22 protein-coding genes and 1 other annotated feature are annotated in these 24,881 nt (G+C 38.2%); of the genes, 4 read left to right on the forward strand and 18 right to left on the reverse strand.

Going from position 1 to position 24,881, the window contains the following annotated elements; genetic code table 11:
* Window positions 1-100: 100 nt before the first annotated feature.
* Complete coding sequence (locus tag IV87_RS09325) at window positions 101-1,579, forward strand: glycoside hydrolase family 1 protein (protein WP_057807636.1); 1,479 nt, start codon at window positions 101-103, stop codon at window positions 1,577-1,579.
* 542 nt (window positions 1,580-2,121) lie between these two features.
* Here the strand turns inward: IV87_RS09325 and IV87_RS09330 are convergent.
* The 10 genes from IV87_RS09330 to IV87_RS11110 form a co-directional block, all read right to left on the reverse strand.
* Window positions 2,122-2,343, reverse strand: coding sequence for a P8 family protein (locus IV87_RS09330; protein ID WP_057750945.1), 222 nt, complete (start codon window positions 2,341-2,343; stop codon window positions 2,122-2,124).
* Between the two features lie 231 nt (window positions 2,344-2,574).
* A complete protein-coding gene (locus IV87_RS09335) occupies window positions 2,575-2,808 on the reverse strand; it encodes a DUF2922 domain-containing protein (protein WP_057807638.1) in 234 nt (77 codons plus the stop codon).
* Window positions 2,809-2,867: 59 nt separating this feature from the next.
* Window positions 2,868-3,074 carry a DUF1659 domain-containing protein gene (locus IV87_RS09340; protein WP_057807640.1) on the reverse strand — a complete coding sequence of 69 codons (207 nt, stop codon included), beginning with the start codon at window positions 3,072-3,074 and terminating at the stop codon, window positions 2,868-2,870.
* Window positions 3,075-3,200: 126 nt separating this feature from the next.
* Window positions 3,201-3,524: a type II toxin-antitoxin system RelE/ParE family toxin gene (locus IV87_RS11385; protein WP_057807643.1), complete on the reverse strand. Its 324-nt coding sequence runs from the start codon at window positions 3,522-3,524 to the stop codon at window positions 3,201-3,203.
* Entirely contained in the window at window positions 3,521-3,757 is a 237-nt protein-coding gene (locus tag IV87_RS09350) for a type II toxin-antitoxin system prevent-host-death family antitoxin (protein ID WP_057807645.1), read from the reverse strand. The genes IV87_RS11385 and IV87_RS09350 overlap by 4 nt, the downstream gene beginning before the upstream one ends.
* 452 nt (window positions 3,758-4,209) lie before the next feature.
* Window positions 4,210-5,043, reverse strand: a complete 834-nt coding sequence (locus tag IV87_RS09355) for an energy-coupling factor transporter transmembrane component T family protein (protein WP_057807647.1) — start codon at window positions 5,041-5,043, stop codon at window positions 4,210-4,212.
* On the reverse strand, window positions 5,036-6,745 hold the full coding sequence (locus IV87_RS09360) for an ABC transporter ATP-binding protein (protein WP_057807649.1): 1,710 nt from the start codon (window positions 6,743-6,745) through the stop codon (window positions 5,036-5,038). Before IV87_RS09360 ends, IV87_RS09355 begins: the two co-directional genes overlap by 8 nt.
* Window positions 6,746-6,749: 4 nt before the next feature.
* Window positions 6,750-7,307: an ECF-type riboflavin transporter substrate-binding protein gene (locus IV87_RS09365; protein ID WP_057807651.1), complete on the reverse strand. Its 558-nt coding sequence runs from the start codon at window positions 7,305-7,307 to the stop codon at window positions 6,750-6,752.
* Between the two features lie 76 nt (window positions 7,308-7,383).
* Window positions 7,384-7,590, reverse strand: a binding site (T-box leader).
* Between the two features lie 347 nt (window positions 7,591-7,937).
* Window positions 7,938-9,440: a PTS transporter subunit EIIC gene (locus tag IV87_RS09370; protein WP_057807652.1), complete on the reverse strand. Its 1,503-nt coding sequence runs from the start codon at window positions 9,438-9,440 to the stop codon at window positions 7,938-7,940.
* A 17-nt stretch (window positions 9,441-9,457) separates the two neighbouring features.
* Complete coding sequence (locus IV87_RS11110; RefSeq protein ID WP_057807654.1) at window positions 9,458-9,949, reverse strand: PTS sugar transporter subunit IIA; 492 nt, start codon at window positions 9,947-9,949, stop codon at window positions 9,458-9,460.
* 240 nt (window positions 9,950-10,189) lie between these two features.
* Between IV87_RS11110 and treR the strand changes: the two genes are divergently transcribed.
* The 3 genes from treR to IV87_RS09390 all read left to right on the forward strand — a co-directional run bounded on the left by treR (window position 10,190) and on the right by IV87_RS09390 (window position 12,997).
* Window positions 10,190-10,906 (forward strand): trehalose operon repressor, encoded by a 717-nt coding sequence (gene treR, locus IV87_RS09380; RefSeq protein WP_057807656.1) that lies wholly within the window; start codon window positions 10,190-10,192, stop codon window positions 10,904-10,906.
* Window positions 10,907-10,944: 38 nt separating this feature from the next.
* Window positions 10,945-12,600 carry an alpha,alpha-phosphotrehalase gene (treC, locus tag IV87_RS09385; protein WP_057807658.1) on the forward strand — a complete coding sequence of 552 codons (1,656 nt, stop codon included), beginning with the start codon at window positions 10,945-10,947 and terminating at the stop codon, window positions 12,598-12,600.
* 112 nt (window positions 12,601-12,712) lie between these two features.
* Entirely contained in the window at window positions 12,713-12,997 is a 285-nt protein-coding gene (locus IV87_RS09390; RefSeq protein ID WP_057807660.1) for a hypothetical protein, read from the forward strand.
* Window positions 12,998-13,043: 46 nt separating this feature from the next.
* On the opposite strand, the gene IV87_RS09395 is transcribed toward IV87_RS09390, so the two are convergent.
* The 8 genes from IV87_RS09395 to IV87_RS09430 form a co-directional block, all read right to left on the reverse strand.
* Complete coding sequence (locus tag IV87_RS09395; RefSeq protein WP_057807662.1) at window positions 13,044-14,627, reverse strand: MucBP domain-containing protein; 1,584 nt, start codon at window positions 14,625-14,627, stop codon at window positions 13,044-13,046.
* A 39-nt stretch (window positions 14,628-14,666) separates the two neighbouring features.
* Window positions 14,667-15,056 (reverse strand): hypothetical protein, encoded by a 390-nt coding sequence (locus tag IV87_RS09400; protein WP_074693958.1) that lies wholly within the window; start codon window positions 15,054-15,056, stop codon window positions 14,667-14,669.
* A 162-nt stretch (window positions 15,057-15,218) separates the two neighbouring features.
* The gene (locus IV87_RS09405) at window positions 15,219-15,866 is read right to left on the reverse strand and encodes a hypothetical protein (protein WP_057807666.1); all 648 of its coding nucleotides are present in this window, start codon (window positions 15,864-15,866) and stop codon (window positions 15,219-15,221) included.
* 157 nt (window positions 15,867-16,023) lie between these two features.
* A complete protein-coding gene (locus IV87_RS09410) occupies window positions 16,024-16,938 on the reverse strand; it encodes an EamA family transporter (protein WP_057807667.1) in 915 nt (304 codons plus the stop codon).
* Between the two features lie 474 nt (window positions 16,939-17,412).
* The gene (locus IV87_RS09415; RefSeq protein ID WP_057807669.1) at window positions 17,413-18,564 is read right to left on the reverse strand and encodes a baeRF6 domain-containing protein; all 1,152 of its coding nucleotides are present in this window, start codon (window positions 18,562-18,564) and stop codon (window positions 17,413-17,415) included.
* Between the two features lie 148 nt (window positions 18,565-18,712).
* Window positions 18,713-21,226 carry an excinuclease ABC subunit UvrA gene (locus tag IV87_RS09420; RefSeq protein ID WP_057807671.1) on the reverse strand — a complete coding sequence of 838 codons (2,514 nt, stop codon included), beginning with the start codon at window positions 21,224-21,226 and terminating at the stop codon, window positions 18,713-18,715.
* A 118-nt stretch (window positions 21,227-21,344) separates the two neighbouring features.
* Complete coding sequence (locus IV87_RS09425) at window positions 21,345-22,808, reverse strand: glycoside hydrolase family 1 protein (RefSeq protein WP_057807673.1); 1,464 nt, start codon at window positions 22,806-22,808, stop codon at window positions 21,345-21,347.
* A 19-nt stretch (window positions 22,809-22,827) separates the two neighbouring features.
* The gene (locus tag IV87_RS09430) at window positions 22,828-24,807 is read right to left on the reverse strand and encodes a beta-glucoside-specific PTS transporter subunit IIABC (protein WP_057807675.1); all 1,980 of its coding nucleotides are present in this window, start codon (window positions 24,805-24,807) and stop codon (window positions 22,828-22,830) included.
* Window positions 24,808-24,881: the final 74 nt, after the last annotated feature.

Genomic DNA, 24,881 nt, shown 5'->3' on the forward strand with positions numbered 1-24,881 from the left:
ATTTTGTACATTTTTAAACCGCCCTTGACATCAATTAGCAAAATTTAATGAAAATTTATCTGTTGAATTGATTCTTAATTGATGCAAGGAGATTATAGAAATGACTAAAGAATTACCAAAGGATTTTTTATGGGGCGGTGCCACTGCTGATTTTCAATATGAAGGTGGATATGCTGAAGGTGGTCGTGACCCCTCAACGCATGATTATGAGACCAATGGCTCACCGGAGCATCCCCGTCACCATACAATGAAAATGCCAAACGGAGATACCATTAATCTCAAAAGTTCTTTTCTTGATGCTGAAGATGTACCAGAAGAAGCCAAACCAGTTTGGTTAAAGGATCAATATTATCCTAGTCATCAGGCCGTTGATTTCTATCATCACTATAAAGAAGATATCAAATTAATGGCTGGAATGGGATTCAGTGTTTATCGCTTTTCGATCGCTTGGAGCAGAATTTTTCCTAATGGTGAAGAAGATGAGCCCAACAAAGAAGGATTGAAATTTTATGACAATGTTATTAGTGAACTAGAAAAATACCATATTCAACCACTAATCACTATCTGTCACGATGAAATGCCCGTTCACCTAGCATTAAAGTACGATGGTTGGAGCTCAAGAAAAGTGATTGAACTTTATGTAAAATACGCTAAATCATTATTTGAACACTTTGGAAGCAAGTGTAAATATTGGCTTACTTTCAATGAAATTAATGCCGTTCGTGGCTTTGGTCCCAGCGGTGTTCATAAAGCAACAGGATTAAGAAGATATCAAGCTGCTCACAACATGTTTGTTGCCTCAGCTGAGACCGTTAAACTTGGTCACAAGCTAATCCCAGGCAGCCAATTTGGTACAATGTATGCCTTAAGCACTTGTTACCCTGCTACTTGCAAGCCAGAAGACGTTTTTCATAATCAACAAGAGTTGCGCGAAAATTGGTATTTCGTTGATACAATGGGCAGAGGTTACTATCCAAGATACGCTGACGAAATTCTACAGCATCATGGAATTAAAGGACTTAGCGAAATCAAGATGGACCCGGCTGATCAACAAATCTTAAAAGACGGTCAACTAGACTTCATTGCTTTTAGTTATTACCGATCCAACATCTCTAAGGCTGGGGATAAATGGTTCAATGTTGGCGGTTCGGCTAATCCATACCTTGAAAAAACGCCATGGGGCTGGGGATTAGATCCACTTGGTCTGCGTTACACCATGAACATGATTTATGATCGCATTCAAAAACCAATCTTCATTGTTGAAAATGGCATGGGTGCAATTGATAAACCAGACGAAAATGGTTTTGTGGAAGATGATTATCGAATTGACTATCTACAAAAACACCTATCAGCAATGGCTGACGCTATTAATATAGATAAAGTCCCATGTATCGGTTACACCATGTGGGCACCTATCGATCTGGTTTCTCTTTCGACCGGAGAAATGAAAAAGCGTTATGGCTTTATATATATTGACATGGATGATTTAGGTCACGGTAGTTTAAAGCGCATCCCTAAAAAATCTTATGCCTGGATGAAACACATCATTGAAACCAATGGTAAAGCCTTGGATGATTAGTTGGTAAAAACACGGTCAGACGAAAAAATGAAAACATTAGACTAAAATCATAAATAAACATAAAGACCCAATGATTCTAAAAACGAATCATTAGGTCTCTTTTGTCTTTTGTAGCCGAAACGTGTTAGAAAGAGCAACTTTCTCCGCTGCCATGTTTCTTGCGGTCCGGGTTGCGACCACAAGAATGGTCAACGTCCGCAACATCAAAGATTATTAGCGCTGTTGGCTAATAATCTTTCTTAATGTGGAGTAGTTAGCACAAAGACCCAACGATTCCAAAAACGAATCATTGGGTCCTCTTTTATCCTTTATAGCTGAAACGTGTTAGAAAGAGCAACTTTCTCCGCTGCCATGTTTCTTGCGGTCCGGGTTGCGGCCACAAGAATGGTCAACGCCCGTAACATCAAAGATTATTAGCGCTGTCGGCTAATAATCTTTCTTAATGTGGAGTAGTTAGCACAAAGACCCAACGATTCCAAAACCGAATCATTGGGTCTTTATGCTAATGCTCGAAAGCTATACGCTCTTTCTAACACTCTTTTTTACTTCAACAACTTTTCAGCCGCTGCCTTCAAGTCGGAATCATTCATATCTTCCCACTTTGCCGCCTGTTCAGATGTCTTATCAGTATTATGATTATTACTTTCCATGACTTTGTCCCACATTGCATCTCGCAATGGTGTTGCATCGTCACTCCAATCAAAAATATCTTTGGTTGCCGTGTCTAAAAGCGCGGTTTTTTCTACATAAGCTGTTGCTGCCATATCAAAAACCTCCAATTATATTTTTGGGTGAAGCACAACAATCCTCCGTAGCCACCAAGTACCACATTCAAATTGCTGTGTAGTCTGTCTTTTAGTTTAGATTACCCCAACACCCTTGTTATAACACTAATTTTGAAAACTGGCGCAAAAAAGCACTTTTTATTTTCAACGTTTCAAAAAAAGGCTTAATCTTTTTCCACCATGGAAATCAATTAAACCTTTTTCTTAAAATTAAGCTTTCACAGCTTCGTCATCAAATAATGGTGTGTTAATTGTTTCGATATACTTAGCAGCTTGAGGTTTTGCATATAATTCTTCATCATCTTTCACAAATAACTTTAAGTCTGCCAATTGTGTCATAGCAGATTTTACTGCTGCTGGTTCCAAACCGTCATTCACATACTTTAACTTAATGTGACGTACCTTACCGAGACTGCTTACAAATTCCATATCTAATTGTTTCATAGTTGTATCCTCCTTGATTTTTCTGTACATAGTAGTTATGGGGGTGGGATTTAATTAATTTAGTTGTTTACAATTTTTTCTGTAGTGGTTACTGTAGCAAAATCAAATTTATCGTTTGAAACTGCTTCGAGTACATTGCCAAGGCCTTTAATTTGATCATCTGTGACAACCTCTGGCATATTAGCGAAGCTGCGTTTGAGACCATCTTCATGACCTTCTCCTGACATTGTTACTGCAACAGCAGTCTTTAACCAATTCTTTTCCATTTTTGATATCCTCCAAGTTTTCAGTTCGTTTTAGTAAGTGTCGCGACGGCTTACATATACTAATAACGTTTCAGGATGCCAAATGTAAACAAAGAAATAAAAAAAGAATCAGAAATTTCTGATTCTCTAGTTTAGACTGTTGATAAATCTGGCAAGAACGTCCTCATGATTACTAAATATTCTCAATATTCGAACATGTTTTTTTATAGGATCAATTGTATAAAATATAGTGTTTTTGCGAGTATGCAGATAATAATACCCATCCAAATAAACAAATAATAACTTTGCTGGTCTACCTCTATTAGGAAAATTTGACAATGATAGCATTACCTTCAACAATCGTTCTATAACTCGTTCATCGGATGTATTTCCAAAATGATTTTTTAAATACTTTTGTAATTGTTCTAAGTCATCAATAGCATCATTTGAAAATTCAACTTTATAACTCATTTGTCCAACAATTTACGACGAACATCTTCTATATTGTAAAATGAACCCTTTTCAGCTACTTTAAGTTCCTCTAACAGTTTTAATCCATCTTGAAATTTTTCATATTCATCTAAACTCACAACTGCATATTTTCCATATCCATTTTTTGTTAAAATAACGGGTTCATCTGGTTTTACTTCATCTAAAACTTTATTGTAATTACGTAGCTCTGACACAGGTTTAATGTTAATCATTTTCTACACCCCTTTGTCATTATTGTACAATATTAATTGTAATATTAACAGCATAATTATTCTAAATATAGATCACATATTTATTAGCATAATTATCTGCTAACGAACTGAATATCTCGGACGATACTAGAAGATAAGGTCAGTTGCATAAAGCAAATCAAGATAAATAAGCAAAGCTCCAAGTCAAACATTCGTCTGCCTCTCTGCCTTTTTTTCTGAAAATTAGGACAGTTTCACAAGTCAGTCGTAATAAGCTAAGTAAGATTCCTGTGGGATTACGATCCCACCTCCATCTCACTTAGCTTATTACGACTACCCGACTTGTTTCACTCACTACTTTTAAGACAGCTCGGCAAGTCAAAAGAGCAGCTCTAAGTATGACTCACAGCGGGATTACGATCCCGCCTCCGTCACACTTAGAGATGCTCTTTTATCGACTTGCCTCACTCACTTTACCTAAAGGGATCATAAAACCTTCCCGCATTCACCCTAAACAAATAAATGCCTACCAGCACCACCAAGGCAATCACCAACAACGCCAAAAAGTCATTTCTTTTCATCGGCTTTTCCGCATACCAACTTCGCTTCTTCAGCTTTCCAAACCTTCTAAGCTCCATCGCCTGACTAATCGTCTCAATTCGATCCAAACTCGTAAAAATCAGTGGCAACAAAATCTGGGCCGCCGCCTTCACCCGATGCGTCAACTTGCCCTTCCTTGAAATCTCATTTCCTCGCGCCTGCTGTGCCTTACTAATCTGCCGATAATCATTCTGCACATCCGGAATATACCTCAACGCCAACGACACCGCATAACTAATTCGATAAGAAATCCCAATTCGATTCAAACTCGATGAAAATTCACTCGGATTCGTCGTCATCAAAAACACTAACGCCAACGGCACCGTAAAAATATACTTCAAAAACAAATTAAATTCATAAAACAACTGCTCCCACGTCAAATTGTAAGGGCCAACTCCTTGCCAAATCACATGCTCCGTCCCATACAAATGCACACCATACTGCGGACCAAACACATAGACCGCAATTAGATTTAAAACGGAAAACGCCGTAATAAAACTCAGGATAAATGAAACCTCGCGAAACTTAATTCCTGACAACCTAAACAACGCCAATGAACAAATTGTGAGCACCAACAAAAAGCGCGTATCAAAACTAACCATCCCAATTACTGACAAAGCAATCAAACCAATTAATTTAGTGGTTCCCGTCAAACGATCCACAAAATTATCTCGTTGTTTGTAACCAATCAAAACGTTGTTATTCATTAGCCTGAACCACCTTTTCTTGGTTGATAAAACTGGCAATTAAAGCTTCCGGATCAACATCAATTCGTTGTGCCAAGGTAAACAAACTGGTTTCCACTAATGAAGCCTGTTTTAAGAGATCCAGATTAGCAAATAATTTCATCGGTTGGTCATCATACGCAATAACCCCATTGTTTAACACCACAACCCGATCAGTATATTCCATCATTAAATGCATATCATGGGTAATGAAAATAACAGAAATGCCAATTTTACGATTCAAATTCTGAATAAACGTCATCATTTCTGTATAATGTTGCCAATCTTGCCCAGCTGTCGGCTCATCTAAAATAAGCAATTCTGGATTTAAAACTAAAATTGCTGCAATTGTGACCCGCTTCTTCTGACCAAAACTTAGTGCAGAAATTGGCCAGTGCCGATATTCAAACAAGCCACAGACTTTCAACGTCTCATTCACACGTTTTTCAATTTCATCTGGTGCAATTCCGCGTAATGTGAGACCCAACGCCACTTCTTCAGAAACCACATTCTTGGAAATCATCATGTTCGGATCTTGGAGCACATACCCAATATGATCGGCGCGTTCCTTAATCGACGCCTCGTTAATTTTGTGACCATTTAGAATTAAGTCACCAGCACTCTGACGTAAAAAACCGGTTATGATGTTACTTAGCGTCGTTTTCCCGACACCGTTTCTTCCCACCAAACTCACCATTTCACCACCATTGAGGCTTAAATTCAATTTATTTAATACTTGTTTCGAATCATAACTAAATGAAATATTCTTTGCTTGTAATATGGGAGTAGCGTCATTTTTCTGTTTTCGTGCAGATACCGGCTTAACCCACTGCTGCAGAGCCTGCGTTGTTTGTGCAGATAAGTTCACCTTATCCACACTATCTACATTTGACACCTGATTTAAATCAACACCCGCATACTTTAAGGCCGATAAATACAGCGGTTCACGCAAGCCTAATTTAGCCAAAATGCCACTTTTTAATATTTTATCTGGTGTCTCATTTGCAACCAATCGGCCCTGATCAATCAAGATAAGGCGATCCACCGGTCTGTATAGCACATCTTCAATTCGATGTTCAATGATCACCGTTGTTGTTTCACCATTTTTTTGCATATCATCAATTAATTCAATTGATTCACGCCCCGCAACCGGATCCAAGCTAGCCAAAGGTTCATCAAATAGCAGGATTTTTCCTTCATCCACTAAAACTCCTGCCATCGAAACACGCTGTTTTTGACCACCAGAAATTTCTTGTGGATGATTGTTCAAAATAGCAGGAATTTTTAATCGTTTGGCCCACTCACTGGCTTTCTGTTTTAAAACAGATTGCTTCGCACCATCATTTTCCAACGCAAAAGCGATGTCTTCAGCGACTGTCAGCCCCACAAATTGCGTATCTGGATCCTGTAAAACTGTGCCCACACGCAAAGAAAGGTCAAAGATCGTTTGATCCGTGACCGATTTGCCGTTAATTAAGATTTTGCCACTTAGTTTTCCAGGATAAGCTGACGGAATTAAGCCGTTCATTAGCCGACTAATCGTTGTTTTACCAGAACCGGATGCTCCAGCAATCAACACTTTTTCGCCAGGAAAAATGTCAAAGCTCAAATGCTGCAAAGTAGGTTCAGACTGGCTTTGATATTGAAAACTAACGTCCTGAAAACTGATAATTGGTTTCTTCATAAAATTAAGACTCTTTCTTTAAACCACCTTTCTTAGAACGGGTTCGTGCATATGCTACCAAGAGAATTGTACCTAGAATTCCCACAGAAAGTGCATTACAAATTACCGATGTAATTCCCTGTAGATAAACTTTAGATGCTGGTTCTGAATAAACTAACACATCACCAGTTGGGGCAATGATTCCCCATACTAAAATAGCAATGAGAACCTGATATACATTAAACAATACTAACTTGCGCTTCGTTAAATCGCCATTTTCAATGTTTAGATATTTTCGTGTAAGGCCAAATAAAATACCATAAATTCCATCGGCAACAATCCAAGTCCACCAAGGTTCACCCCAAGTTAAATCATTAAACATATGACCTAGAAAAGCAATTAAACCGCCTGCAATGGGACCAAAAATAGCACCCATTAACGCTAAAAATCCATAAGCTAAGTTAATGTTAGTGTCTGGCACACCGGTTGGAATAGGAATATAGCGCATCAACACAAAGAAAATTGCCGTTCCAATTCCGATTGCCACAACTGTTCTAACTGAAATTCCTTGTTTTTTGTTCATAAGTCTCTCTCCTTATACCCAAAATAGTTTTTAATTTTTGTTACCCATATAAAAAACGCCCTTACTTCATTTCGAAGTAAAGGACGTTTGACCGCGGTACCACCTTTATTTGAACGTAAAAACGTTCATCTCAATTCATAAGGATTTTTACACCCGCAGCTTAAAATTTATTTTCACCGCAACGCTCCCAGACCATCTTCAGTACCACTTCATTGCTAGTTTTCACTATCCTAGCTCTCTTTAAAATCCGCTTTGTACTTACTCATCTGTTCACAGCATTTTTTAATATTCTGAATAAGTTTGATAATACTCCAAAACGAACTTTATGACAAGTACCTCTATTAAAAATTCGTAAAACAAACTGACAAAAAGCAAACAATTTCTGTGCACGTTTCACCTTTATAGCTGAAACGTGTTTAAAAGAGCAGCTTCTTCCGCTGCCATATTTCTTGCGGTCTGGGTTGCGACCACAAGAATGGTCAACGTCCGTAACATGCAAGATTATTAACGCTTTTTGTTAATAATCATCCTTTGTGTGGAGTAGTTAGCCCAAAGGCCCCAACGATTCCAAAAACGAATCATTGGGGCCTTTATGCTAATGCTCAGAAGCTAGACGCTCTTTGAAACACTCTAATTTTTTCCAATAGTCTTATGACGAACAACTTTCTTCTCTGCTTCCACATCCGCATCCTTAAATCCGAAGAACCACGTGCAAGCAAATCCCACAACCAACGTCACAATTGTAGCAATCCAAAAGTTGATTTCATTACTTATACCGCCACCAAATCGAGCCGGCGTAAAGAATGATGGAAATCCAATAATTGAACCCGTAAATCCATACATATTAACATTCAACAATCCAGTCACCAAGCCACCAGCTGCCGCACCAATATTAGCAGTCAAGAACGCTCGTCCATACTTCAAGTTAATACCATAAATAGAAGGTTCCGTAATTCCAACAAACGCCGAAATCGCAGCAGCACCCGAAAGTTCCTTAATGGATGCAATCTTTGATTTAAGAAAAATCGCTAATACAGCAGCACCTTGCGCAACCATTGTCATTGACACAATCGCATTTAAATAACTGTAACCCTTTGAAGCAATATCATTAGCTATCAAAGGTACAATCGCCCAGTGAAGTCCGAAAATAACCAAGATTTGATAGAAACCACCGATTAACAATCCGGCAATTGGATAATTGAACTTCAACACAGCATCCAACACAATTGAAATTCCAGTACTAATCAAAGTAATAATGGGACCAACCACAATCATAATCAAAGCAGAAACAATCATTACTTCAAACAACGGTACAAAAATCATCTGAAGAATTTGTGGAATCCATTTCTTCAACCAAATTTCAATGTAGTGTGCCATCCATGCACCCGCAATAATTGGGAAAATTGTGTAGGTATAATTAACCATGTGAATCGGTAAACCAAACAAGTTCGTGTTTAAAGCCATCCCTAATAAATGTCCTGATACTTTCGTTCCGGTGGCAATTGAGAATAATGAAGGATAAATTAATACACCACCAATAATAGCCATGATCACGGGATCAGCCTTCAAACGTTGCGCAGCAGTAAAACCAACAATCACTGGTAAGAAATAAAATGCTGCATCACCCATTGCTGAAATAATAATATATGTTTGCGAAGTAATCGTTGTCCAATGGAAGTAAACTGCCATTTGTAGTAATCCTTTTAAGATACCACTTGCAGCTAACAATCCAATAACAGGCATCATTGAGCCCGTAATTACACCAATTAAAGCATCAAAACCATCCTTAACTTTTTCAGTAAAATTACGATTATCTGGACCCTTTGCTGCAGCGGCCGTTTCTGCAACAGCGGCTTCAGTAGCATCAGGATCGGCAAACTCTTGACCAAGTTGCGCAATCACGGCATTGTAAACATCTGTAACCGCTGCACCGATAACAACTTGATATTGGCCTTGTGCATGACGAACTTCAATAACGCCATCCAAACCCTTAATAACATCATCTTTTGCGAGACTTTCATCCTTTAAATAAAAACGAAGTCGCGTAATACAATGAATTAAACTTTTTATGTTTTCCTTACCACCAACATTTTCAATAATATCAGAAGCAAGTTTTGTGTAGTCCTTTGCCATTTTAAATACCTCCCTTACTATTTTACGGTAACTGAACCAATCTTATCTTTTGCGGTAGTTTTGCCTGTCTTTACATCAAGATGATCTAATTTATCAGCCGTATTCGTGAATACTACAATGATCACATCATCCAATTTAGCATCCCTTACTTGATCCAAATCAATCGTAGCTACCGAATCGCCACCATTGACAATATCACCAGGTTTTACATTAACTGTAAACGGTGCGCCTTTTAAATCAACGGTATCAACCCCCATGTGAATTAAAACTTCTAATCCGTTTGCCATGGTCAATCCTAGCGCATGCTTCGTACTTGCTACCATCGAAACTGTTCCGGCAACCGGACTTACAATATGACCATCGCTTGGTTTTACACCTAAACCATCACCCATCGCCTTTTGAGCAAAAACGGGATCACTAACTTCACTTAAATCAATGACCTCACCATTCACCGGTGCATAAATTGAATCGTCATCAACAACCTTTTTCTTTTTTCCAAATCCAAACATTGGTATTCACTCCGTTTCAAATATTAAAGTTAAATTTTAAAATAACCACATTATGTTTTTTAAAGCGCTTTCTTAACAACAAAATCATCATACAACCTGTATATACATGTTGTCAACTTTTTTGACTAACTTTATTTATAACAAGTATTATCAAAGAATAATTAAGTTTATTAATGTTTTTGTCTTGTCTATACTAGCCAGAATATGGTACTATGGAAGCGCTTTAGGAGATGAGCAATTATGCGAAATAAATACAGTGCAATTTATCATGATTTGGCCGATAAAATTATTCACCATATCTATCCTGTTGGAAGTTATTTACCAAGTGAGACTCAACTAGCACAATTATATGGAACTTCACGTGAAACCATTCGCAAAGCGTTGTCTGCGTTGTTAACCAATGGTTTTATTCAAAAAATTCGTGGCAAAGGCTCTGTTGTTTTAAATTTACAACGCTTCAATTTTCCGGTTTCTGGAATAACCTCTTTTAAAGAATTAAATCAATCACAACATATGAACTCTTCCACTAAAGTTTTATGTATTGAAGATCAATATGTGCCACTTGAAAAATTCGATTATCAATCAGATTCAGATCTAGCTGCTACCTATGTTGAACGGTTACGAATCGTTAACGACGAGCCAATTGTGCTAGATCGCGATTATATTCTTAAAGATTGTGTTTCCAAAATTCCATATGAAGTTGCGGCCGACTCTTTATACGCCTACTTTGAAGGTAAGTTAGGTCTCAAAATTAGCTACGCCACTAAAACCATTACGGTTGAGCATCCCACAAAAGAAGAAACTCAGTTGCTGGCTTTAGAACCACATCAAGATGTTGTGGTTGTGCGTAGTCAAACTTATTTGGAAGATACCACCTTATTTCAATTTACGGAATCTATTCATCGCCCTGATAAGTTCAACTTTGTGGACTTTGCGCGACGACAAAAAATCAATTAAAAAGTAGTTCAGCTACTTTACATTAAGGAGTGCTTAAAATGAGTTTTCAAGATAAAGTAATCTATCAAATTTATCCTAAATCCTTTTACGATAGTAATGGCGATGGCATCGGTGATCTACGGGGTATCATTCAAAAAATTCCTTACATCGCTAAGTTAAACATCGATATGATCTGGTTTAATCCTTTTTTTGTTTCACCACAAAATGATAATGGTTATGACATTGCTGATTATTACAAGGTTGATCCAACTTTTGGAACCATGGCCGATTTTGAAGAATTGGCAGCCAAACTAAAAGAACACCATATTAGTATTATGCTGGATATGGTGTTAAATCACACTTCAACTGCTCATGAATGGTTTCAAAAAGCCTTGGCCGGTGATAAAAAATATCAAGCTTTTTATTACATCCGTGATCCAAAACCAAATGGGGATTTACCGACCAACTGGGAATCTAAGTTTGGCGGTCCAGCATGGGCGAAGTTTGGTAATACTGGAAAATACTATTTACATCTCTATGACCCGACCCAAGCTGATTTAGATTGGCACAATCCAGAAGTTCGTCAGGAACTTTTTAAAGTTATCAACTTTTGGCGAGCTAAAGGTGTCCAAGGTTTTCGTTTTGATGTCATTAATGTCACGGGTAAGGGAACTGAGTTGGTTGATGCACCGGCAAATGTTGCCAGCAAGACGCTTTACACCGATACACCAATCGTGCAAGACTACTTAAAAGAAATGAATCGTGCTAGTTTTGGCAAAGATCCAGATGCCATTACAGTCGGCGAAATGTCATCTACCTCCATCCCTAATAGCGTGCAGTATACATTACCAGCTAACCACGAATTAACTATGGTTTTCACTTTCCATCATTTGAAAGTCGATTATGCCAACGGTGAAAAATGGACCAAAACACCATTTGATTTCATGAAACTCAAAGAAATTTTAACCGAGTGGCAACTTGGAATGGCCAAGGGTGGCGGTTGGAATGCCCTCTTCTGGAATAACCATGATCAACCGCGCGCAATTAATCGCTTTGGTGATCCTGTTCATTACCGTGCAAAGTCTGCAGAAATGTTGGCCACTACCATGCACTTGCTGCGAGGAACACCTTATATTTATATGGGTGAAGAAATTGGGATGAGCGATCCTGATTATCAATCGATGAATGATTACGTTGATATTGAATGTAAGAATGCTTATAAAGAGCTGCTATCTGCTGGAAAAACACCGGCTGAAGCTTTTGAAATCGTCAAAACAAAATCACGTGATAATAGTCGAACACCAATGCAATGGGATAGTTCCGAATACGCTGGCTTTTCTAAGCATAAGCCATGGTTAATGCCTACGAATCAAGCAGAGGTTAATGTTGCTGATGAATTAGCTCATGGTGAAATCTTTACCTATTATCAGAAGTTAATTAGTTTACGAAAAACACAACCCATCATTTCGGTGGGTGATTTCAAACCGCTGTTAGAAACCGATCGCCAGGTTTTTGCTTATTTACGGAAGTATAAAGACCAAACTTTAGTCGTTTTAAATAATTTTTATGGTGAATCAACTTCGGTTCAATTACCTAGTGACTTGTCAGCGCACACAGGTAAAATCCTAATTTCAAATTATCATGAACAACCCATATTCAGCCAAGAAATCACTTTGAAGCCTTATCAGTCAATTGCCTTTTTGCTAAATCACTAAAAATTCAAATTAAAGAACTCCAGTTATCCTTTGAAATAACTGGAGTTTTTATTAATATCTATAGAAAAAATTATACTTGTGAACTACTATTGAAAACAGGGGGGACGTATATATGAAACATCTATATGAAACAAATACTAATAAAAATATTTTTTTACGCAGCTTATTAAAATCTATTGTAGTCACGCTTGTTTATGTTATTTTATCTTTAATTGTTCATAATTTTGATTTCTTAAATACCGTTTTTATTTTAGTTGATTTCTTAGTTTTAGCCTACGTAGCCGATTGGGCTAAAACAAGATTACAAAACAAGTTTTTCCAACTATTACTATTACTTTTAGCAGGTGTGGTTTTAATGATCACCATTGTAGTGATTGCGATGATTTTTCACATGTAATTATAAAAAACAAATGATAATTTGGTCGCTTTATCTATTTTAAACATCACATCACCTTTTTATATTTGATATAGCTACTTCCAGAAATCAGGAATAACACGATCCCTGTTAAGGGAGTTATCCGACTTTCACCAGTTGCTGGCAATTTGCGACTGGTGCTTTTTTTCACAGCTTTTGGTTTGTTGACGAGTTGTTTAGGATTAACCGATTTCTTAGTTTTTGAAGTTGAAGTTGCTGCCACAAAAGCCTTCAAGTCACCATTTTTCAAAGCCTGTTTGGCTGCCTGATTCAAGCTGAGTTTACCCTGATTTATCTTGACAGCTCCGTGGACAGTAAAGGACTGCCGTTTATACTGATTTCCAGTAATTAGTGTGGTTGTGATTGTTTTTTGAGCGCCAACTCGATAAACAAGGTACTGATTCCGACTTAGCTTAAAAATATAGCCTGAGTTGGGAGCTTTTGTAATAATCTTAGTGCTCAAAACATTCTTAGCTTTATTTTGTAACGTTACTTGTAACTTATTTTTATTGATGGTTAACGTGGTCAAAATATCCCCATTAGACCAAGTTTGCGCAACCTGGGTTGGTGGAATGCCTGGTCCTTCTTCGGAAACGTCTGATTTTACCCCATCTTTAACGGTTGTAAGAACACTTGTAATATGACCACTTGGACTCGTTAATGAACCATCAGTTTGATAATTTCTGCCTTTAACAATTCTTTGAATCCGTATATACCCATCCGGTAATACCGAAATTTGCGTTTGCGTTTTTCTGGTAGAAACAACTTGCACCGTTTCGTTCCGTTTTAAAGTTTTAAGTTGTTTGAAAGCGACAATTGTATATTTACTTTTGCTTGTACCTACTTGGTAAACACCATTATTGTTCACAATGACAGCTATTTTTTCACCATTGGGATACGTTTGAATCACATCGGTTAAACGTCCCAGAACAATTTCCGAAACCGTAACTGATTTATCAGAACTAAACACCACATCGTTCATCGTTTGCGTATATCTTAATGTAATTATTTTGTTCTTTAACGGATACTGACCAGTCAGGATGGACGGACTACTAATCAAAGTTTCACCGTCGGACTTTAATGGCTTTATCGTGTAAGTATCTCCATAGTAACCCGTAACGGATCGTTTAATCCCCTGTTCCTCATCAAGATTATTTTTCCAGTCGTCAATATCATGAATGATTAGTTTTGTTTTGACACCCTGGTATTTGAAAACGATTGCTGTATGATTGACCGAATACTGACCGATCAAATTTTGTGTTGTTTTTAATCGGTAGCCTTTAATTGCCTTTTTTAAGTTTGTTGCATTGTACTTTGTTCCAACTTTACCGCTCAAAACCTTTTCTGCAGCAATGGGGTTATTATTTTGATTCACATACTTTACAATAATCTTCGCATTAGTAACTGCCTTACTTGTGGTTGTGGCCGCCGAACTACTAGTTTGTTTAATGGAGCTAGCAGAACTAGCTCTTGATGAACTAGTTGTGACACTTGAGCTGGCAGAACTTGTTGCATCAGTTTGAGCATGGATTGACACTCCTAAAATCAGCATAAAACTCAGCAGGGATAAGCTTGTAAGCCATACTTTTTGATAAAATCGCTGTTTAAACATTAAACTCACCCGCCTTTCTAAAAACGGTGATGTGTTAACTTAATGGTCCTGATATTTATTAGTATTAGTAATAATACTGCCAACATAGTGGAAAACAATTACCAAAAAGACGATACCAATGATTGCTAACCAAAAGTCTGGTCGAAACAGTCGTACTTGTTTAGCTAAAACAGAATCCATAATTTGCAAAAGCACTACAGTCACAAAAACGCCTATAAAAGTAGTTGAAATTCGGTTAAAATACTTAGCTAGTTCAGATTTTTGCAAATGAAAATAAGCCTTCATACCTGTTGCAAATTGATACATTGCATACCAGATCAGTGCATATTGAATAATAAGTATCAAACAATAACTAATTGCAAACGGGTAATTGGTATGCAACCCACTAGTACTAATCGAAAAGTTAAACGGGTTTAAAATTGTGTACATGTTTGAATACCCCTTGAACGAATGAAGAATATCTCCTGTAAAATAATTCCAAACACCGCTAACCTTTTGCCAACCAGTTACTAAAACCAGGAATTCTAAAAAATACATGCCACTTAATAAATATTTATCGTATTTTTCGCGTAATTCGCATCCCCCTATGGTTCACCATTCATAAACATAGTTCCCAATCGTTGAAAAATAAAAAGGTCCTAATCTAGTAATCTGAATGTCAATATCGCCTACGCCCGAAATTTTAATATTGGGATGGTGTGGTTTAATTGTCGTTGAACCGTGCTGCTGTAGTTCATTTTTATGCTTAGTTGTTAATCTTATGTGGGTTTTAAGTGCTGAATTAAACGTTGAATATCCGTTAATCGCAAAACGAGCACTTAAATTTGGCGACATTAAACAAAGTACGAAAACAACTGCAAAAGTCCAAGTAATGAGACTTGTATGTTTTAAGGGGCGGTCGTGATTACAAATAATGACGGCCAGATACACATTACAAATCAGAACAGTAATCACACTGAATACACTAGTTGACAGCAGATAAATCGGTGGATTGGAAGCTATGGTAGCCAGAATCAACCAGATTAGCGCTGTTAAATTCAATTCACGACGTTTAAATAAAGTCATCAGCAATAAAACCGTGATTCCGATAAGGGGCGCAAAAGAAAGTACCATCACTCCCATGAACATGAACGGAAAATTAACACCAGAATAAAGAATCGTTGCTCGTAACTCCCATAAAATATTTAATCCCAGCCAAACACCAAGGTACATCAATAGTCTTAAATATCGATTCTGCACTGGCACCATCTCCCTATGTAAACCGTTTCCATTTACCTAAATATTAGCACTTCGCACAAGTAAAACAACTATAAACTAGGTTATCTTATTATTTTCCACGAAGCCTCAAATAAATAAAAAACCATTTATTCATTAATAGAATAAACAGTTCTAACAATTACTTTATATATTGGGATGGTTGCCGATTGGCAAGTGCCAAGATAAACACTGTGCTCAAAATCAGCACCGTTCCAATTGTTTCCACAATTCCAAACGTTAAATTCAAGAAGATAACTGAAAAAATTGTTGCCGCCAAAGGTTCGAAGGCATCCAGTAACCCTGTAGCGGTGGCCGAAATATAAGCTAAACTCTCTAGGTAAATGAAGTAGGCAATTACTGAACCAAATATAACAATGAATAAGTAGCCCGCCCAGCCCAATAAATCGAATTTAGGGACGTCACGCCAAACTGGTTGGACAAACATAAACAAAATCGCGCCAATTACCATGGACCATGCCGAAACCGCCAACGAACCATATTGATCCAAAATTTTTGCTGGTAATAAAACGTAAGCCGCAGCCGCCACTCCCGTCATGACACCCCAAAACAAAGCAGCTGGATAAATTGTTAGTTTAGTTGGATTACCACCAGTAATTAATAAAAAGGTTCCCACCAAAGCTGCAACAATTGCCCACACATCACCACGCCGCGGTACTTTCTTATATCGGAAAATGGTAAAAACCACAATAAACACTGGCGATAAAAACTGCAGTATTGTGGCAGTTGCCGCATTACCAACTTCCACGGCTTTATAATACACTGCTTGCATAGCCGTCATCCCAAAGATAGTATAAATTACTAACTGAACGAGTGCTTTTTTATCATGCCAAATAGAAAACAGTTTTGGCCGTTCTTTAATCTGCAGCCACCCAAACACCAGTAAAATCAAACCGCTAAACAACATTTTCGAACTAATTAGCCATCCTAATTTCAAATTGTAATTCGTAAATAATAACTGTGCAATTGGGCCGGATATTCCCCAGCATATTGCGCCAATTGACGCATACAAAATTCCCTGTGTTGACCTACTCATGCTTTTGTCCCCCATCAAAACTCTCAAAATTACGATTTATGCTTCTAATTATCTGACTATTAGAGAGTCAACGCAATGGTGATTTGAAAGAAAATAGGAACGGTTAGTGCTTAAACTCGACAAAACAAAAATAATCGTGAACATGTTGTTTTTGCTGAGCTCTAGGACCGCTCAACAAAACAAAAGACGGAAATTAAGCATGATTCCCGCGGGATTGCGATCCCGCATACATCCCCTTGTCCTGCCTTTCTCCGCTGAGCTTTAGGACCGCTCGACAAAACAAGTGTAAATAAATAAGCATGCTTCCAGCGGGGAATTCTCCCCGCATCCAGCATTTCCTTGCCCTGTTTTTTTCCTCTGAGCCCTAGGACCGCTCGACAAAACAAAAGACGGAAATTAAGCATGATTCCCGCGGGATTGCGATCCCGCATACATCATGCTTAATTTCCGTCTTTTACCGTTTTGTCTCGCGCACTAATATCTCAATATTCCCGCCGCCACCTTATCCGTCGGCATATCTTCCGTGTCCAACAACACCACGCGTCCCGCACTCTGCATCGTCTTGTCCACCACATCATTTATCAAATTATTATCTAGCGCCTTCGCAGACTTCGTATCCAACTTGCCTTCTTCATCAATCATACCCACTACCGTCGTATCATTTCTCACAAACAACGTATCAATCTGGCCAGCCACCGCACATCTTACCAACTCGCGCATATCACTCGTCGCCTTATTCTTATCCTTAGCCGTCTCATATCGCTGTTTTTGCACATCCATAATCTGCTCAAACCACTTATGCGCTACCGGCCGCATCTTATCTTCCAACTGATTTATTCCCAATCCACTTGGTGACTCCTCAATCTTCAAATGATGCGACAAGTTCTGATTTTTTGACAATTGACGGAATTTGGCCTGATTCTCTGGCAATGCAAACACAATTGTCATCAAACCCTCCGGATGCGCAAAATTAGTTGTCACATACTGATCAACCATTTGATAATAATTAACCTGGTCATTCGTAACTTCTTGACTCTTTTCGTTATGTCCATGATAAGCTACCGCCACATCACCACCGTGACTTGACGCTCCTCTAAACGTAACCTCACCACCAACTAACTCGTTATCACCTAACGCCTGTTTCAAAGTTTTTGGTGCGTCTTCATCAAGGCGAACCTTTTGTAATTCGTAACCATCGCCACGATAAAGTTCAAATGAGGTCTGGTTCAGTGCAATTAATAAGTATTCAAATTTCATTTGTAATTCTTGAATGATTGGCAACACATTCGGTTGACGAGAAACCGAAACTTGATTTGTATAATCTTCCGATAATTGGAAGGTCTCTACTTGATCCATATTGCCAATTAATGCTGTTGAACGTCCTTTGCTATTTAACCAGAAACTATTATCATCGCCATAAATTTCCAATTTACTTAAATAAGTTTCATGGTTAAGTTCAGGAAACATCTTGGTAAGTCGATCCTTTGCTTCTTTCATCAAGTTCTTAAAAGTGATCTTCGTATGTTGAATCTCTTTTAAATCGGTCGGATTGTTCACAATCATTGTGACAAACGGGCCATTGTCTGAACTCAATAAATCGTATAAATCATTTCTGTTAATTCGCATAGGTCATTCCTCCAGTATGAATATTAGATATGAAAGCCTTTTCTACATCTGTTTCAAGCATATCATGAATAGCAAAAAATATCCAGTATAGTTATAACTTTCATAAGCAAAAAATTATCTCTAACCAAATGAAAGTCTAACTTTCAACTTACTGAAACAATTCAAAGTGGGCTTTCAAATATTTACCAGTTTCACTTTTGGCTGTGTTGGCAACTTCTTGCGGTGTTCCAGATGCAATGATTTGACCCCCTAATTGACCGCCTTTAGGCCCAAGATCAACCACATAATCCGCATTCGCAATCACGTCAAGGTCATGTTCAATGATAATAATGGTAGCTCCTTGATCAATCAAACGATCAAACACATGAATTAGTGTTTGAATATCCAGGGGATGCAATCCCACAGATGGTTCATCAAAAACAAATAAGGTCCCACTTTGTTTGCGTCCCATTTGTGAAACTAATTTCAACCGCTGAGCTTCACCGCCGGAAAGAATTGGTGTACTTTCACCTAAAACTAAGTAACCCAGTCCCATTTCATTCAGTTTTTCTAGAATGGTACTGATTGCTGGAACCTCTTTGAAAATAGGTAACGCGTGTTCCACATCTAATGCTAAAATATCAGCAATACTGTAATCATGCCACTTTACCGCTAAAGTTTCGTCATTATAACGTTTGCCATGACACACGGGACACGTTTCGACCATGTCCGGTAAGTATTGAATATCGAGCGAAATTGTTCCTGTACCCTTACAATTTGGACAAGCGCCTGACCCGACATTGTATGAAAAATGACTTGCCGTCCATTTTCTTTGTTTAGCTTCAGCTGTGTTCGCAAATAAAACCCGCAAAGTATCCAGAATGCCAGAATAGGTAGCTACCGTTGAACGCACATTTTTTCCAACTGGCACAGAATCAACCATCACAACGCGATGAATATGGGCACGGTCCAAATGTGTGACGTGCTTTGGTAACGGCTGCTTTTTAATGGCGGCTTTGATGGCCGGAATTAAACTATCCAAAATTAACGTCGTTTTCCCAGCCCCTGAATAACCTGACACAACGCTGAGACGTCCTTTAGGAAAGTGAGCCGTCACGTTATGCAAATTATAGCGATCAGAGACTTCAACCGCGATGTCGCCTTTATCAAACAATCGTTTCTGAGAAACTTGTTTGCGAACTAATAATTTAGCTGTTCCATTTAAAAAAGGGGCAATCAGTGAATTTGAACTTTTTTGAATGGTAGGAACTGTTCCGTGATCAATAACGGTACCCCCATTTTTACCAGCTCCAGGACCAATTTCAATCACATAATCAGCCGCTGAAATAATGCGTGTATCATGATCAACAACGACTAATGAATTACCCTGTGCCACAAGTTGGTGTAAGATTTTGATTAAACCGCTCACGTTGGCCGGGTGTAATCCGACTGATGGTTCATCCAGTACATAAAGTACGCCAGTAGTTTGACTTCGTAACGTACGACCCAGCTGAATTCGTTGCAGTTCACCAGTCGACAAAGTATCACCAGCACGATCTAACGTTAAATAGTCTAAGCCTAAATCTAACACTGGCTGCAGACTGTCTTTCAATTCACCAACCAAACTAGCGCCTAAAACCTGTACCTGTTTAGGTAACCATGGCACAATTTTTGGAATAAATTGCGTTAATTCGGTAATGGTCATCTTAGAAACTTCCGCGATATTTTTATCAGCTAACTTGGTTGCCAATAGTTTAGGTGCAAATCGACTGCCATGACAGGTTGGACACACATCAAAGGAATAAAACCGATTTAAACGGGTAATTGCCCGTTCATTAGTGGTGGTGGCTAAACTATCTTCAACTGCTGCATACGCATTTTCAAACTGTGCATTATCCATATGGAAAATCTTGCCCGTTTTTGACGGAATATTAATCGCATATTTTTTATTTGCACCATGCCAAACCTGTTCTTGATCTTTGGCACTCATCTGATTAAAGGGCGTGTCAATTGGAATGCCAATTTGTTCCGCCACATAAATCATAAAGTTACGGCCTGGCAAACGCCATGAAGCAACCGCGCCTTCTCGCAAAGTTTTAGTTTGATCAGGGATGAGACGTTCTTTTACAATTTGACGAACTTTACCAATCCCATTACACGTTGGACAAGCGCCTTCAGAATTAAAGGCAAAGCTTTCAGCCCCAGGTGCCATAAACTTCACACCACACGTTGGACAAACCACATAACCCATATTTTCGGCTACTTCCAATGTCGGTGGAACTCGATGCCCATTAGGACAGACATGGGACCCCAGCCGGGAAAACATCAGGCGCAAGACATTTAAGCTTTCTGTCATCGTACCCACTGTAGAGCGGATACCAGGCACCGTGGGTCGTTGGCGCAACGCCAAAGCGGAGGGTAGATATTTTACTTCATCCACATTAGCCTTTCCAACTTGGCTAATGCGACGGCGGGTGTATGTCGATAAAGAATTCAAGTATCGGCGCGCACCTTCAGCATAAAGGACACCCATTGCCAACGAAGATTTTCCTGATCCGGATTTACCCGTAATCGCTACAAATGCGTTTAGGGGGATCGTCACGTTGAGATTCTTTAAATTGTTAACATGTGCTCCCATCACCTCGATGTTATCAGGGATGGTTTCTTTATGTTGAATTGCCATTTAGAACGCCTCTTCTTTCTGTTCATTTCTCTTTCAGTATAACGCGCTGAAATAATTGACCATAACAAAAGCACGTTCTGAAGTTCAGATTGAACTTCAGAACGTGCTTAAAATTAATTTACTCTAATTTATCACCATTAGAAGCAATAACCTGTTTGTACCAGAAGAAAGAATCTTTTCGAATTCGTTTAAGACTGCCGTTACCACTATCGTCTTGATCCACATAAATAAAGCCATATCGTTTCGACATTTCTGACGTTGATGCACTGATTAAATCAATTGGCCCCCACGTTGTATAACCAATGAGATCTACACCATCTTTAATTGCTTCTTTCATTTGAATAACATGTTTACGTAAGTAATCAATACGGTATTGATCATGTACTTTACCATCATGAGTTAACTCATCAACGGCTCCTAAACCGTTTTCGACAACAAACAATGGCACTCGGTAGCGATCCCAAAATTCATTTAATGATACTCGTAATCCCACTGGATCGATTTGCCATCCCCAATCACTTGTTTCAAGATAAGGATTGCTTTCACCGGCGATAAATGTATCACTAAATTTTTCAACGTCTTGTTTTGCTGAAGTCACATTTGACATGTAATAACTAAATGCCAAATAATCTACTTTACCTTGCTTTAAAATGGCCTCGTCACCTTCGACCATTTTCAATTCCACATTATTTTCTTTAAAATAACGATTCATATACTCTGGATATTCTCCACGAACCTGAACATCTGTATAAAATAGATTTAATTGATCTTGAAATTGTGCTGCACGAACATCCTTGGGATCTGATGTTTTGGCATACGTCTGCATTCGAGCTAACATACAACCAATCTTAGCTTGAGGATCAATTTTGTGACATTGTTCTACTGCTAGTGCACTTGCTACAAACTGATGATGCAAAGCCTGAAAACGAACTTGTGCCTTCTCAGAAACACTTAATTGACTGTCCAATGCACCAGTTCCAGTAAATCCTCCTTGAATCGCATTAATTTCATTGAATGTCATCCAATATTTAACGATTTCTTTGTATCGATTAAACAAAACACGTGTATATTTAGTAAATTCACTGATGGTCTCTCTGCTTGCCCAGCCATTTTGTTTAAGGGTTAAATTCAAAGGCATTTCGTAATGAGAAATAGTTACAACTGGTTCAATACCATGTTTATGACATTCTTCAAAAACGCGATCGTAAAATTCAAGTCCTTTTTCATTTGGTTGTGTCTCGTCACCCTTGGGAAAAATTCTTGCCCAGGCAATTGATAATCGAAAAGCCTTGAAACCCATTTCTGCCAACATTGCAATATCTTCCTTGTAATGATGATAAAAATCAACACCACGTCGTTTGGGATAATTAACGTCTGTCTTATCATCGATTGCTTCTTGAAGACTTTTTTTAGTTACATCATTCATTGTTAAAGTATGATGATTTTCGGCTTTTTTTACTACCTCAGCGGTGGTCAATCCTTTACCATCAATATTCCAAGCACCTTCAATTTGATTAGCTGCAGTAGCGCCACCCCACAAAAAGTCTTTTGGAAATGATGTTGGTACATTTTTTGAATACATATAAATCTCTCCTATCTTTTTAGTCTAATTCTAAGAATTTGTTACCAAAATTTGTGTTCTCTTCATTGTTTACAGCTTCTACATGATGATAGTTTCGTGAATTAGTCACCACAATTGGTGTTGTTACTGAATAACCAGCTTTTTTGATCTCATTAATATCAAACTTAACCAAGGGTTGTCCTGCTTTAACCTGATCCCCTTGTTTAACCAACGTTTCAAACCCTTTTCCATCTAATTGAACCGTATCCATACCAATATGCATCAAGAGTTCGGCACCATCATTTGTGTTGATTCCTACAGCATGTCCAGTGGGAAATACCATTGCTACTTTACCATCTGCTGGAGATCTTAAAACTCCCTCTGTGGGTTCAACTGCCAAACCCTTTCCCATGGATTCAGATGAAAATACAGGATCATCCACTTCCTTTAAAGGAATTACTTTACCAGTTACAGGACTCTGTAAAACTTCAGGTTTATTATAAGCAACTTCTGCATTCTCTACTGCAACATTAGCATTCCCATTGACAGCATCGTCCGCACCTTCTGTGACCGTCTGAACTTCAGAAGTATTTTTAGCTTTGGTATCAATATCTACAAATTTCCTACCGAAGAAGAATTGAAGAGCAAATCCAAGAATTGTCGCAACCACAATTGCAATTAACATTCCATAAAATGACATATCCATCCCAACCTTTGGATTTAGCATACTTGGTATTTCAAAAATGCCCATACCACCCATAATCCAAAGTTTAGTACCAAATAATCCAAGCAAACCACCAGACACTGAAGCAGCAATACAACTTAAGATAAATGGACGTTTTCTTGGAAGACTCAGACCATAAATAGCAGGTTCTGTCACTCCAAAAATCCCAGAAATTACTGCCGGAATTCCAATAGCTCGAGTCTTTGCATTTTTAGTCTGTAACGTCATTGCAAGCACGACTCCCGTTTGTGCAAAAGAAGCAGCACTTACTAACGCAACAATTGGATCGAATCCTTTTGAAGCTATATTTGCCATTGCAATTGCAACAAATCCCCAATGCAAACCAAACATAACAAATACTTGCCAAAAGGCTCCCATAATCAAGCCAGCAAACACTGGACTAAAATTATACACACCAACAACTACATCTGAAATTCCTGTACTTAACCATGTTGAAATTGGTCCAATCACAAGAAATGTAACTGGCACTGTAATCAATAAAACAACAAATGGAACTAAAAACGTTCGCACAACACCAGGAATTATTTTTTTTGCAGACTTTTGTACATATGACGCAAACCAGATAGCTAACACAATTGGAATTACTGAAGAAGTATAGCTCATCATGATTACCGGAATATGTAAAAATGTTGTATGAATAGTAGATTGAAAGAATGTACCTTTAAAAAGGGTAAACAAATTAGTTGAACTACTATTAAGAGCTACGATGCTTGGATAGCAAAGAACAGCGCCAATTGCTAAACCAACAAATTGATCAACTTTAAACTTTTTGGCGGCCGTTAATCCTAAAATGATTGGCAAAAAGTAAAAGAAAGCATCACCAATCGCATACATAATCGTGTAAGTACCGGATTTATCTGATAGCCAACCGAAAGCTACAAACATGGCCGCAAAACCTTTAATCATTCCGGCTGATGCCAAAACACCCAAAATCGGTGCAAAAATTCCAGAAACTAGATCAATAAATTTATCCAATGGACTCAACTTTTTTGTGTCTTCATAATCATCTGGCACTTCACCGCCATCCGGAAATCCACCAACTTTAATTAATGAATCATATACATCTGCGACTTCGTTTCCAATAACTACTTGATACTGACCGCCTGATTGTACTACAGTAATGATTCCGTCTGTATTCTCTAATTTATCAGTATCGGCCTTTTTTTCATTTTTCAACTTAAAACGCAAACGTGTTGTACAGTGAACGACGCTGTTAACATTTTTTTTACCACCAACGCCATCAATAATTTTTTGACTTAATGCATCATATGACATAATTTTTCCTCCTCGTATTATTTACATATCAGGTTCCTACTTTTAAGTAATATGAAGTGACCCCCTAAGTTGTC

This window comes from Pediococcus ethanolidurans, assembly GCF_001437405.1.
Taxonomy (GTDB): Bacteria; Bacillota; Bacilli; order Lactobacillales; family Lactobacillaceae; genus Pediococcus; species Pediococcus ethanolidurans.

Coding starts and splice junctions, on each gene's coding strand:
- IV87_RS09325 (WP_057807636.1), top strand. CDS start 101: ATGACTAAAGAATTACCAAAGGATTTTTTATGGGGCGGTGCCACTGCT.
- IV87_RS09340 (WP_057807640.1), bottom strand. CDS start 3,074: ATGGAAAAGAATTGGTTAAAGACTGCTGTTGCAGTAACAATGTCAGGA.
- IV87_RS09430 (WP_057807675.1), bottom strand. CDS start 24,807: ATGTCATATGATGCATTAAGTCAAAAAATTATTGATGGCGTTGGTGGT.
- IV87_RS11110 (WP_057807654.1), bottom strand. CDS start 9,949: ATGTTTGGATTTGGAAAAAAGAAAAAGGTTGTTGATGACGATTCAATT.
- IV87_RS09350 (WP_057807645.1), bottom strand. CDS start 3,757: ATGATTAACATTAAACCTGTGTCAGAGCTACGTAATTACAATAAAGTT.
- IV87_RS09395 (WP_057807662.1), bottom strand. CDS start 14,627: ATGTTTAAACAGCGATTTTATCAAAAAGTATGGCTTACAAGCTTATCC.
- treC (WP_057807658.1), top strand. CDS start 10,945: ATGAGTTTTCAAGATAAAGTAATCTATCAAATTTATCCTAAATCCTTT.
- IV87_RS09410 (WP_057807667.1), bottom strand. CDS start 16,938: ATGAGTAGGTCAACACAGGGAATTTTGTATGCGTCAATTGGCGCAATA.
- IV87_RS11385 (WP_057807643.1), bottom strand. CDS start 3,524: ATGAGTTATAAAGTTGAATTTTCAAATGATGCTATTGATGACTTAGAA.
- IV87_RS09355 (WP_057807647.1), bottom strand. CDS start 5,043: ATGAATAACAACGTTTTGATTGGTTACAAACAACGAGATAATTTTGTG.
- IV87_RS09390 (WP_057807660.1), top strand. CDS start 12,713: ATGAAACATCTATATGAAACAAATACTAATAAAAATATTTTTTTACGC.
- IV87_RS09330 (WP_057750945.1), bottom strand. CDS start 2,343: ATGGCAGCAACAGCTTATGTAGAAAAAACCGCGCTTTTAGACACGGCA.
- IV87_RS09365 (WP_057807651.1), bottom strand. CDS start 7,307: ATGAACAAAAAACAAGGAATTTCAGTTAGAACAGTTGTGGCAATCGGA.
- treR (WP_057807656.1), top strand. CDS start 10,190: ATGCGAAATAAATACAGTGCAATTTATCATGATTTGGCCGATAAAATT.
- IV87_RS09420 (WP_057807671.1), bottom strand. CDS start 21,226: ATGGCAATTCAACATAAAGAAACCATCCCTGATAACATCGAGGTGATG.
- IV87_RS09370 (WP_057807652.1), bottom strand. CDS start 9,440: ATGGCAAAGGACTACACAAAACTTGCTTCTGATATTATTGAAAATGTT.
- IV87_RS09415 (WP_057807669.1), bottom strand. CDS start 18,564: ATGCGAATTAACAGAAATGATTTATACGATTTATTGAGTTCAGACAAT.
- IV87_RS09335 (WP_057807638.1), bottom strand. CDS start 2,808: ATGAAACAATTAGATATGGAATTTGTAAGCAGTCTCGGTAAGGTACGT.
- IV87_RS09400 (WP_074693958.1), bottom strand. CDS start 15,056: ATGTACACAATTTTAAACCCGTTTAACTTTTCGATTAGTACTAGTGGG.
- IV87_RS09360 (WP_057807649.1), bottom strand. CDS start 6,745: ATGAAGAAACCAATTATCAGTTTTCAGGACGTTAGTTTTCAATATCAA.
- IV87_RS09425 (WP_057807673.1), bottom strand. CDS start 22,808: ATGTATTCAAAAAATGTACCAACATCATTTCCAAAAGACTTTTTGTGG.